Source organism: Accumulibacter sp. (assembly GCF_016789985.1).
In the GTDB taxonomy this organism is placed as follows: Bacteria; Pseudomonadota; Gammaproteobacteria; order Burkholderiales; family Rhodocyclaceae; genus Accumulibacter.
Genome location: NZ_JAEUOL010000156.1, coordinates 1 through 9,762 on the forward strand (window position 1 = coordinate 1; position 9,762 = coordinate 9,762).

Annotated in this window: 12 protein-coding genes and 2 pseudogenes; 7 read left to right on the forward strand and 7 right to left on the reverse strand. The window is 64.7% G+C overall.

Annotation, left to right across the window (positions count from 1 at the left end):
- Both JNK99_RS08890 and JNK99_RS08895 read right to left on the reverse strand, forming a co-directional pair.
- A pseudogene (locus JNK99_RS08890) lies at window positions 1-143 on the reverse strand (NYN domain-containing protein); the annotation flags it as partial.
- A gap of 288 nt (window positions 144-431) precedes the next feature.
- Window positions 432-944, reverse strand: coding sequence for a YbaK/EbsC family protein (locus JNK99_RS08895; RefSeq protein WP_291851607.1), 513 nt, complete (start codon window positions 942-944; stop codon window positions 432-434).
- 242 nt (window positions 945-1,186) lie between these two features.
- Between JNK99_RS08895 and JNK99_RS08900 the strand changes: the two genes are divergently transcribed.
- From JNK99_RS08900 to nikR, 7 genes and pseudogenes are all read left to right on the forward strand, one after another.
- Window positions 1,187-2,347 carry an acyl-CoA dehydrogenase family protein gene (locus tag JNK99_RS08900; RefSeq protein WP_291851610.1) on the forward strand — a complete coding sequence of 387 codons (1,161 nt, stop codon included), beginning with the start codon at window positions 1,187-1,189 and terminating at the stop codon, window positions 2,345-2,347.
- Window positions 2,348-2,363: 16 nt separating this feature from the next.
- Window positions 2,364-3,542, forward strand: coding sequence for a CaiB/BaiF CoA-transferase family protein (locus JNK99_RS08905; protein WP_291851614.1), 1,179 nt, complete (start codon window positions 2,364-2,366; stop codon window positions 3,540-3,542).
- Complete coding sequence (locus JNK99_RS08910; protein WP_291851616.1) at window positions 3,543-4,781, forward strand: RtcB family protein; 1,239 nt, start codon at window positions 3,543-3,545, stop codon at window positions 4,779-4,781.
- Between the two features lie 150 nt (window positions 4,782-4,931).
- Window positions 4,932-5,072 (forward strand): annotated as a pseudogene (locus JNK99_RS08915) (IS3 family transposase); the annotation flags it as partial.
- A gap of 423 nt (window positions 5,073-5,495) precedes the next feature.
- Window positions 5,496-5,909: a hypothetical protein gene (locus JNK99_RS08920; RefSeq protein ID WP_291851617.1), complete on the forward strand. Its 414-nt coding sequence runs from the start codon at window positions 5,496-5,498 to the stop codon at window positions 5,907-5,909.
- Between the two features lie 281 nt (window positions 5,910-6,190).
- On the forward strand, window positions 6,191-6,700 hold the full coding sequence (locus tag JNK99_RS08925; RefSeq protein ID WP_291851619.1) for a putative molybdenum carrier protein: 510 nt from the start codon (window positions 6,191-6,193) through the stop codon (window positions 6,698-6,700).
- A 153-nt stretch (window positions 6,701-6,853) separates the two neighbouring features.
- Window positions 6,854-7,351: a nickel-responsive transcriptional regulator NikR gene (nikR, locus tag JNK99_RS08930; RefSeq protein WP_291851621.1), complete on the forward strand. Its 498-nt coding sequence runs from the start codon at window positions 6,854-6,856 to the stop codon at window positions 7,349-7,351.
- A gap of 93 nt (window positions 7,352-7,444) precedes the next feature.
- On the opposite strand, the gene JNK99_RS08935 is transcribed toward nikR, so the two are convergent.
- From JNK99_RS08935 to JNK99_RS08955, 5 genes are read right to left on the reverse strand one after another with little or no spacing between them, the layout of a single operon-like run.
- Window positions 7,445-8,119, reverse strand: coding sequence for an ABC transporter ATP-binding protein (locus JNK99_RS08935; protein WP_291851624.1), 675 nt, complete (start codon window positions 8,117-8,119; stop codon window positions 7,445-7,447).
- Window positions 8,049-8,234, reverse strand: a complete 186-nt coding sequence (locus tag JNK99_RS08940) for an ATP-binding cassette domain-containing protein (protein ID WP_291851626.1) — start codon at window positions 8,232-8,234, stop codon at window positions 8,049-8,051. The genes JNK99_RS08935 and JNK99_RS08940 overlap by 71 nt, the downstream gene beginning before the upstream one ends.
- Window positions 8,227-8,790 (reverse strand): ABC transporter permease, encoded by a 564-nt coding sequence (locus JNK99_RS08945; protein WP_291851628.1) that lies wholly within the window; start codon window positions 8,788-8,790, stop codon window positions 8,227-8,229. The genes JNK99_RS08940 and JNK99_RS08945 overlap by 8 nt, the downstream gene beginning before the upstream one ends.
- Window positions 8,775-9,419, reverse strand: a complete 645-nt coding sequence (locus tag JNK99_RS08950) for an energy-coupling factor ABC transporter permease (protein ID WP_291851629.1) — start codon at window positions 9,417-9,419, stop codon at window positions 8,775-8,777. Before JNK99_RS08950 ends, JNK99_RS08945 begins: the two co-directional genes overlap by 16 nt.
- 1 nt (window position 9,420) lies before the next feature.
- Window positions 9,421-9,612 carry a hypothetical protein gene (locus JNK99_RS08955; protein ID WP_291851631.1) on the reverse strand — a complete coding sequence of 64 codons (192 nt, stop codon included), beginning with the start codon at window positions 9,610-9,612 and terminating at the stop codon, window positions 9,421-9,423.
- Window positions 9,613-9,762: the final 150 nt, after the last annotated feature.

Sequence of the window (9,762 nt, forward strand, 5' to 3'; positions counted from 1 at the left end):
ACGACGATACTGCCCTTGAGCAGCAGGCGCTCGAGCACCGGTTTGATATCGAACTTGTCATACTTGGCATCACGGACGCCCAGCGCGACATTCTCGAAGTCGCAATAGAGTGCCATGATGGCGGTTTCGGGTGCGACGGCCATGATTGTTTGTTCTCCACAGAGGGGTTTGCGCCACGGCTCGGCCGGGGCGACGGACACGGCACCCCGGAGGCCGGCAAGCATCCGCCTCCTCCACTCCGAATCTGCCGTCGGAATTGCTCCGGAGCTCGCCTCCGGCCTGACTCCGGTTCATGTCGCCGAAGCGGCGCAGCCCTGAAAGCGCATTGCCCAAATGGTATACAGTTGGCGGCAGGAAGCAAGCACGACGCCATGCTGCGGCCACCGCAGGTGACCGGCGCGCCAGCGCGGCGCCGATCACCCGGCGAAGAGTCAAGGTGTTGCCGGGTTCGCCGCGTCGCACAGGGCAATGTCGACCGCCTGCCCGCCAGTCATCGCCAGCAACTCCAACGGTGAGAGATTGAAGACGGCGTGCGGATGCCCGGCCGCTACCCAGATGCTGGCGAAGCGCAGCAGATCCTGATCGATCAGGACGATGGTCTCGCCGGGGTGGCCGATCGGACAGACGCCACCAATCGCGTAACCGGTGTGCTCACGCACGAAGCGGGCGTCGGCCTTGCCGAGTCGCCCAACCAGCGCGGCGACCTTGTGCTCGTCTACCCGGTGGGCGCCGCTGGCGATCACCATCACCGCGTGCTCGTCGGCGAGCCGACGGAAGACAATCGACTTGGCGATCTCGGCAACGCTGCAGCCAAGGCCGGCGGCCGCTTCGGCCGATGTTCTGCCACTCGCCGGCAGTAAAATCACCGGCTTGCCATGACCGATGGCGAGCAGCAGTTCGGCCACTCTCTGCGCGCTGGCCGGAAGTTTGCTCACAGATTGCATGATGACCCCTGCTGCTCGACAATAACCCCGCCCCCCATCGAACTGTGGTCGCGGGCGAAAGGCCGGCAGTATGCCACAGCAAGCTTGCTCGCTGCATACCAACTGCCGGACACGCCCGCCCTGTGACGACTTGCAATAAGCCGGCAGCTTGCTAATCTGCGTCCGGAGGCGCACCACCCCGTCCGCCTGAATCATCCGGGCAGCGTCATCGAGCATACCCACCGGCAGAAAAGGGAACATCCATGCGCACCACTTCCGACCAGCACCAGGAAATTCGCGACGCGATCCACGACCTCTGCCGACAGTTCCCGGACGAGTACTTCCGGCGTATCGACGAGCAGCGCGCCTATCCGGCGGCCTTCGTCAATGCACTGCTCGCAGCCGGCTGGCTGGCAGCAATGATTCCCGAGGAATACGGCGGTTCGGGCCTCGGACTGACCGCGGCAAGCGTGATCATGGAGGAGATCAACCGCTGCGGAGCAAATTCGGGCGCCGTCCACGGTCAGATGTACAACATGAGCACCCTGCTGCGCAACGGCAACCGGGCGCAGAAGGAGAAGTACCTGCCGGCCATTGCTGCCGGCAAGCTGCGCATCCAGTCGATGGCGGTGACCGAGCCGACAACCGGCAGCGACACCACGCGCATCCGCACCAGCGCCATCCGGAAGGGCGATCGCTACGTGGTGAGTGGCCAGAAGGTGTGGATTTCGCGCGTGCAGCACTCGGATCTGATGATCCTCCTGGCGCGCACCACGCCGCTCCCCGAAGTGACGAAGAAATCCGAAGGAATGTCGGTCTTCATCGTCGACCTGCGCGGCGCCATCGGCAAAGGTCTCAGCGTGCAACCGATCGCCAACATGGTCAATCATGAGACCAGCGAACTGTTTTTCGACGAACTGGAGATCCCTGCCGAGAACCTGATCGGTGACGAAGGCCAGGGCTTTCGCTACCTGCTCGAAGGACTCAACGCGGAGCGAGCCCTGATCGCCGCCGAGTGCATCGGCGACGGCTACTGGTTCGTCGAGCGCGCCAGCCGCTACGCGCGCGAACGCATCGTCTTCGAGCGGCCGATCGGCATGAATCAGGGGGTACAGTTTCCGATTGCCGAGGCCTTCATCGAAATCGAGGCGGCCAACCTGATGCGCTTCGCGGCCTGCACCCGCTTCGATGCGCAGCAACCGTGCGGCGCCCAGGCCAACATGGCCAAGTACCTGGCCGCCAAGGCCTCGTGGGAAGCGGCCAATGTCTGCCTGCAGACGTACGGCGGCTTCGGCTTCGCCAGCGAATACGACGTCGAGCGCAAGTTCCGCGAGACGCGCCTTTACCAAGTGGCGCCGATCTCGACCAACCTGATCTTTTCCTACGTCGCCGAACATCTGCTCGGCCTGCCGCGCTCGTTCTGAGCCGCCGGAGTTCACCATGCGCCCCCTCGACGGACTGACCGTAGTCGCCCTCGAACACGCCATCGCGGCACCTTTCTGCACTCGCCAACTGGCCGACCTCGGGGCCCGCGTGATCAAGGTCGAGCGCCCGCGCAGCGGCGATTTTGCCCGTGCCTACGACCAGCGAGTGCGCGGCCTGTCGTCGCACTTCGTATGGACCAACCGCGCCAAGGAGAGCCTGACGCTCGATCTCAAGCATGCCGCGGCACCGGCCATCCTCGCCCGGCTGCTCGAACGGGCCGATGTCCTGGTGCAGAACCTGGCACCCGGCGCCGCCGCCCGCCTCGGCCTGTCGTACGCAGCGCTGCACGCCGTGCATCCGCGGCTGATCGTCTGTGACCTGTCCGGCTATGGCAGCGACGGGCCGTATCGTGACAAGAAGGCCTACGACCTGCTGATCCAGAGCGAATCCGGCTTCCTCTCGGTCACCGGAACACCCGACGCGCCGACCAAGGCCGGCTGTTCGATTGCCGACATCGCCGCCGGCATGTACGCCTACAGCAATATCCTGGCGGAATTACTGCAGCGTGACCGCAACGGGCAAGGCGGCCACATCGAAGTCTCGATGCTCGAAAGCATGATCGAATGGATGAGTTATCCCCTGTACTACGCCTTTGACGGCGCCGCACCCCCAGCACGTGCCGGCGCGGCGCACGCGACGATCTACCCCTATGGCCCCTTCCCCACCGGCGACGGCAAGCTTGTCATGGTCGGACTGCAGAACGAACGCGAGTGGCAGGTGTTCTGCCGCGAGGTGCTCGAACAACCGAAGCTGGCGGACGACCCGCGCTACTCGTCCAACGCCCTGCGCACCACCGCACGTGGCGAGTTACAGCAACTGATCGTCAAGCATTTCGCCCGCCTCGACGCCGAGCAACTGGTTGCCCGGCTCGATGCAGCGAAAATCGCCAACGCGCGCATCAACGACATGCGCGAAGTCTGGCAACACCCGCAGCTCGCTGCACGCCGTCGATGGACCGAAGTGGAGACGCCTGCCGGCCCGGTCCCCGCCCTTCTGCCACCCGGCACGATGAGCAGCTTCACGCCGCGCATGGATGCCGTGCCGGCACTTGGCCAGCACACCGAGGCGATCCTGGCCGAATTGGGCTGTGGGCAGGACGCGATCGAACGTTTGCGTCAGGCGGGAGCCATCTGAATGGCGGCCCGCGTGGAAGAGCCGGCGATCGAAGTCATCCAGGTACCCGAAGGACGGCCGATCAAGATGTGGACGGAGGGCGTACCGGTCGAGGAGGAAGCACGCCGGCAACTGATCAATACGGCTCGCCTGCCCTTCATTTTCCGGCATCTGGCGGTGATGCCCGATGTCCATCTCGGCAAGGGCTCGACGATCGGCAGCGTCATCCCGACGCACGGCGCGATCATTCCGGCGGCGGTCGGCGTCGATATTGGTTGCGGCATGATCGCCACGCGTACCACGCTCAAGGCCGGCGACCTGCCGGACAAGCTGCATCCGCTGCGCAGCGCGATCGAGCGGGCGATACCGCATGGCCGGACGATCGGCCGCGGCAGACGCGACGAGGGAAGCTGGGAAAACCCGCCGGAACTGGTCAACGTGCTGTGGGCCGAGCTGTTGCCGGGCTTCCGGCGGATCATCGAGAAATATCCGCGACTGAAAGAAACCAACAATCACAAGCACCTCGGCACGCTGGGCACCGGCAACCACTTCATCGAGGTCTGCGTGGACGAGGCGGACCGTGTCTGGTTCATGCTGCACTCGGGTTCGCGCGGCGTCGGCAACGCCATCGGCAACACCTTCATCGAACTGGCGCAGGCCGACATGCGCCAGCACCTCGCCAACCTGCCCGACCGTGATCTGGCCTATCTTGAAGAGGGTAGCGTCCATTTTGCCGACTACCTGGAAGCCGTCGGCTGGGCACAGAGGTACGCGCGGAGCAACCGGACAGCGATGATGGCCAACCTGGTCGCTGCGGTGCGCCGGGAACTTGCCCGGCCGTTCAGCGTCGATCTCGAAGCGGTCAATTGCCACCACAATTACGTTCAGAGGGAGTGCCATTTCGGCTCGGAAGTGTACGTCACCCGCAAGGGCGCGGTCTCGGCACGGCAGGGCGAACTCGGCATCATTCCGGGCTCGATGGGTACCCAGAGTTACATCGTGCGCGGCCTCGGCAACGCGGAGTCCTTCTGCTCATGCAGCCACGGCGCCGGGCGCACGATGAGCCGCAACCAAGCCCGACGCCGCTTCACGGTCGCCGACCAGGAGCGTGCCACGGCCCACGTCGAGTGCCGCAAGGACAGGGAAGTGATCGACGAAATCCCGATGGCCTACAAGAACATCGACGCCGTGATGAACGCCCAGCGCTCGCTGGTCGAAGTGGTGCATACGCTGCGCCAGGTGGTGTGCGTCAAGGGCTGAGGACAGGGCACGAGGGGGCTCACGGGGATGACCGCTGCCGACTGATGCAGGCAGGAACCGGCCAGCCGTAACAGGACAACCGTTCGACATCGTTCCAAGGACGCCACGCGGCGCAAAGGCTGGACCGTTGGCGTGCGCTCGCGAAGTGATGATCTGATCCATCGTCGGGCACCCGGGAAAACCGTGGAGTCATGGGAACTCGCCACCCTCGAATGGGTGACCTGGTTCAACCATCAGCGACTTCCGGAGCCCATCGGCTACATCCCACCCGCCGAGGCGGAGGATCAGTATGATTTGCAACTGACCGCGCGGGCTGAATACGTCTGCACTCAAACCACGGGGCCTCTACGAAACCCGGGGCGTTTCATCCTGCCTTCCAAAGTCACGTCATCTGACGTCACCCTGGGAAGACGAGATTTTGTGGGAACCTCAATCTGTCTCATGCTCTCCTCCGCTTACTCGCTTTGGCTATGACAAGAACCTTGACCTGTCTGGTTCCGGCTTCGCCGGCTCAGGACGGCACGGCGGGCCGGAGAAACTGGCCGGACAGGGATCGCTCTTTCGACCTTCCCCTCCACTGGCCACGGGTCATTTTCTGGTCTGGCGCGGCCGGACTGCTTGGCTTCCGGCGCCTTTCGCAGTCTTCGATCGATCAAACCATGGGCAGAAATCGCTTGCAGTTTACCGACGGACTCGTACACTAGCGCCGGAGCAATGGATCTGTCGCCCACTGATCTCATTGACTTTTCTGCGTTTCTGGACCGTTGGATTGATTTGTTGGGCGATTTGGCCAGATCGTCGATTGAAGGAGAGAAGATGCGTAATCGTATGCTGCGGAACGTGGCCCTGATTGTCGGAGCCGCACTCCTCAATAGCGGGTGCATCCTGTCACAATCCGTGGACCGCAACTATCTCGGCGTTTACTCCCCTGCTGAGGAATCGGACCGGAAACTGACGGGCCTCTTTTTGCTGCCGTTCGCCACCGTACTGGATGTCGCTACGCTGCCGGTGCAAGCCGCCGCCGTGCTCACCTACGGCGACGACTACCCTTACAAGTACAAAGGCAAGGGGAGCGAAGCGGACCCCCAGAACATGAACCGCGTCAGCCCGGCGCAACCAACCCCCTGACTGGTCAGAGCAGCGCAAACCCCAGCACTCGTCAAGTCCGTGGCGGAGCCCTCACGCGTCACACGGAGATCGCGGGAAACGACAGCAGACCACTGTGATGGAAAATCGCAGGCTGATCGAAGCCACGGTCGCAAGCTCTCCTGACCGTGTTGTGGCTGGCAAACCCGCAACGACCCCACCCACAGCGGGCGTCGCATCCGCCTGGAAGAATCCGCCCACGAGCACCCTGGCCGACTTCCCCCGACTTCCCCCTTGCGAGCACGCCGGGGGTTGAGCTGGCGATGACATGCGTGCGCATCGTGTCCGGCGGGCAGACGGGGGTTGACCGGGCAGCTCTCGACACCGCCATCGAACTGGCAATCGGGCATGGTGGCTGGGTTCCATGCGGGCGCGCGACCGAGGACGGAGCACTTGCGGCGCACTACCTGCTTCGCGAAACACCGGATGCCGATCCCGCGCAGCGCACCGAATGGAATGTTCGCGACTCGGACGCCACCTTGATCGTCTCGTGCGGGCCGTTACGCGGCGGTTCCGAGCTGACCCGACAAGTCGCCGAGCGCTATGGTCGTCCCTGCCTGTGTCTCGATCTGGTGACGCTGCCGGCGACGGAAGCGGCGGCCTGCATCGGACAGTGGCTGGCCGGATTACACTGTACGACGCTCAATATCGCTGGCCCGCGCGCCTCGGAAGACCCCGCCATCTACACCGCCACCAGGAGCCTGTTGCCGGTTGTCCTGGCCGACTGGGCCAGAAAGACCCGCCGGCCGGCGGACGCCCCACGTGATGATTGAGCGCCCGTTGCGCAAAGTGCGGTCACCGCCGCCGCGACGGTGCGGCAGCACGGATTGTGTCACGGGAAAACCAGGCACAATGACGCTGCCGGGCGACGAGCGCTGTCCATTCTCGACCCGGTTGCCGGGCCGCCACCCCGGAGTTCATCGACCATGGAACGTTTTACCATTTCGCTCGACGCACCGCTGGCCGAAGCCTTCGACCGGCTGATCCACACCAAGGGCTATCTCAACCGCTCGGAGGCGGTACGCGACCTGCTGCGCCAGCAGCTCGGCGAGCACCAGTTGCAGCACGACGCGGCGCCGTACTGCATCGCCGCACTCTCCTACATCTACAACCATCACGAACGCGAACTGGCCGAGCGACTGACCGCCTTGCAACACCGGCAGCACGACCTGACGCTATCGACCATGCATGCCCACCTCGACCACGACAACTGCATGGAGACGGTTTTCCTGCGCGGCCCGACGCCAGCCGTGCGCGAGTTCGCCAACGCCTTGCTGGCCGAACGGGGGGTACGCCACGGCATGCTCAACCTGGTGCCGGCCGACCTCGAGCCCCTCCCGCCGCACCAGCACGCACACCAGGCCCAGGCATCGGGCGCCAACGGCCAGCGCTACCGACATGTTCACAGCCGGCCCAGGAACTGAAACGGGCGCCACCTTCCCGCCGCGGCCCACCCGGCCAGGCAGCCCCGGACCCTGGCTTTTGCCGCACCGCTGCACCGGTGCGGCAACTGCGCTTCAAGTACCGCTGCCGGTTGCCCGGTCGTGCGCATGCGAGGGCGCATGCCCGCAGCCGTGACCGTGATAACGAGGACCATGCCGGTAGGCCAGGTTGGCGGCTTCCAGCAGTTCGATGTCGGCCAGCGCCGCCTGGATCGGACCGTCGAACAGCAGGCGGCCACCCTCTCCCAGGACCAGACAGCGGCATCCGAGCATGGCTGCCATGCTCAGGTTGTGGGTGCTGACCACGGCCGTCTGCCGGGTCGCCAGCAGGTGATCGACCAGCCAGCCGGCAGCGCGCGGGTCGAGATTGGCGGTCGGCTCGTCGAGCAGCAGGAGTGAAGGTTCGACCGCCAGCACGCAGGCCAGCGCCACCTTCTGCTTTTCACCCCCGCTGAGGACATAGGGCGGCTTGTCCAGCAAGGCCGCGAGCCCGAGCTGTTCGACCCAGTGCTCGACGCGGCCCGTCCGCCCGAGTTGTTGCGGAGTGTAGGCGATCTCGTCGCGCACCGTCGGATTGAACAGCATCGCTTCGGGGTGCTGGAAGAGCAGCCCCACCGCGGCGCGAAAGCGGCGCGCGAACTCGCGTTCGCGCAGCGCCTGGCGCGTGATGCCGTGACCATCATGAAAGTAGGCTGCCCGAGGTGGCGAAGACCAATCCGTCGAGTAGCTTGACCAGGGTCGTCTTGCCACAGCCGTTGGCGCCCAACAACACCACCTTCTCTCCTGCGCCAATGTTCAGCGACAGGCGGTCGATCACCACACCACCTTCGGCCCAGGCAAAGCACAGGTCGAACAGTTCAATCATCGAAGCAAGCGCGCGAGCGCATCGCCAGCGCCGTCTCGTCGGCGGCGTGCAGCGACTGATCGAGCAGGTGCTGCCCCTGCGCCGCGGCGTGCCGCAGGCGATCGCCGGTGCGCGGGCGCCGCGGGTTGCGGCTGGTGAACGCCTGCTCAAAGTCATGCACCTGGCGGCGCAGGACAAGGGCCTGAGCGACCGCAACGGTGAGCAGGAAGGAGAGACCCGGCGAGCCGGACACCACGGCCGGCAAATCGACCCGGGCGATGAACCAGAAGCCGAGGAAAACCATCAGCAGAACACGACTGTTGAGCAGCAACAAATACTGCGCCGAGAACGTCCCCTGCCAGACGGCCATCACCGCGTAACCGGCACTGACGGCCAGATTGAAGGCCAGAGCCGAGAGCAGTGTGCGCCGCAACAGGTGCCAGCGCGCCGGCCCGGCCAGCGTGACGGAGAGCAGCAGGGCGGCGGCCAGTAACCACCAGACATGGATCAGCGTCGCCGCGACCAGCGCGCCGAGGTAGAGCACGAAAAGTATCCGTGCGGTCAGGCCGCGGCCCATTTGCGCGCCCTGGCGAAGCGCCAGATCAACAGGGTCAGGGCAGCCTCGCCGATCCCGATCAGCAAATGCGGCAGCAGCACCGCCGGCAGGGTGATCGACAGTCCAAAGGGAAAGAACAGCGGTGAACCGTCGGCCCGCTGCCCGATCATCGGCTGCAGACCGAGCACGACGGCGATCAGCAATGCCGAGACAACCACCGACAGCCAACCGGCAGCCAGCACCGCGACGCTTTCGTTGAACCGACGCAAGCCATGATAGGCCGCCAGCGCGGCCAGCGAGCCGGTCAGCCCCATGGTCAACGCGTTGATCGCCAGGGCAGTGATGCCGCCCGCGCCGAAAAGCAGCGATTGCAGCACGAGAACCATACTGTAGGCGATGAAACAGAGTCGCACACCAAACAGCAGCGCCAGCAAAGCGACCCCCAGGGCATGTCCGGAGGTACCGCCCGGCAGTGGAATCATCACCAGGCCGAGCGCATAGGCCAGCGCGGTCAGCATCGCCAGCCGCGGTACCTGCTCGGCCTCGAGCCGGCGACGCAAACCGCGCGCCGACCACCACCAGGCCCCGGCCGCCAGCGCGTAGGCCGGCAGATAAACCTGTGGCGCGATGAAACCATCGGGAATGTGCATCTCAGAACGGGTAAGAGGCGTTGAACAGGATGCGGTAGCGCTCCTTGCCCTCTGCTCCCTGCTGCAGCTCGGACTCGTTGAGGCGCGTCCACACCGGCTTCTTGTAACCAAGCGCGAAACTCGCCCTGTCCCAGTACACGCGCACACCCGGTAGAGCATAAAGGATCCTGCCGCCGGTGGCCTGAACCGCCACACCGTTCTCCTTACCACCCATCACTTTTAATGTAATCTCTCATTATTACGAGGCAACACATTGAGAGACGATGGGAAAGACAGATAAGTTAGCGGACGAGGTACGGTTTGGTCTGGAAGAGGCCCTCCCTGGGATGCGCAAGACGATCCT

What these genes read in the sequence shown, in the direction of transcription:
- JNK99_RS08945 (WP_291851628.1), bottom strand. Translation starts at nt 8,790, where the DNA reads ATGGGCCGCGGCCTGACCGCACGGATACTTTTCGTGCTCTACCTCGGC.
- JNK99_RS08910 (WP_291851616.1), top strand. Translation starts at nt 3,543, where the DNA reads ATGGCGGCCCGCGTGGAAGAGCCGGCGATCGAAGTCATCCAGGTACCC.
- nikR (WP_291851621.1), top strand. Translation starts at nt 6,854, where the DNA reads ATGGAACGTTTTACCATTTCGCTCGACGCACCGCTGGCCGAAGCCTTC.
- JNK99_RS08895 (WP_291851607.1), bottom strand. Translation starts at nt 944, where the DNA reads ATGCAATCTGTGAGCAAACTTCCGGCCAGCGCGCAGAGAGTGGCCGAA.
- JNK99_RS08905 (WP_291851614.1), top strand. Translation starts at nt 2,364, where the DNA reads ATGCGCCCCCTCGACGGACTGACCGTAGTCGCCCTCGAACACGCCATC.
- JNK99_RS08900 (WP_291851610.1), top strand. Translation starts at nt 1,187, where the DNA reads ATGCGCACCACTTCCGACCAGCACCAGGAAATTCGCGACGCGATCCAC.
- JNK99_RS08920 (WP_291851617.1), top strand. Translation starts at nt 5,496, where the DNA reads ATGGATCTGTCGCCCACTGATCTCATTGACTTTTCTGCGTTTCTGGAC.
- JNK99_RS08925 (WP_291851619.1), top strand. Translation starts at nt 6,191, where the DNA reads ATGACATGCGTGCGCATCGTGTCCGGCGGGCAGACGGGGGTTGACCGG.
- JNK99_RS08940 (WP_291851626.1), bottom strand. Translation starts at nt 8,234, where the DNA reads ATGATTGAACTGTTCGACCTGTGCTTTGCCTGGGCCGAAGGTGGTGTG.
- JNK99_RS08950 (WP_291851629.1), bottom strand. Translation starts at nt 9,419, where the DNA reads ATGCACATTCCCGATGGTTTCATCGCGCCACAGGTTTATCTGCCGGCC.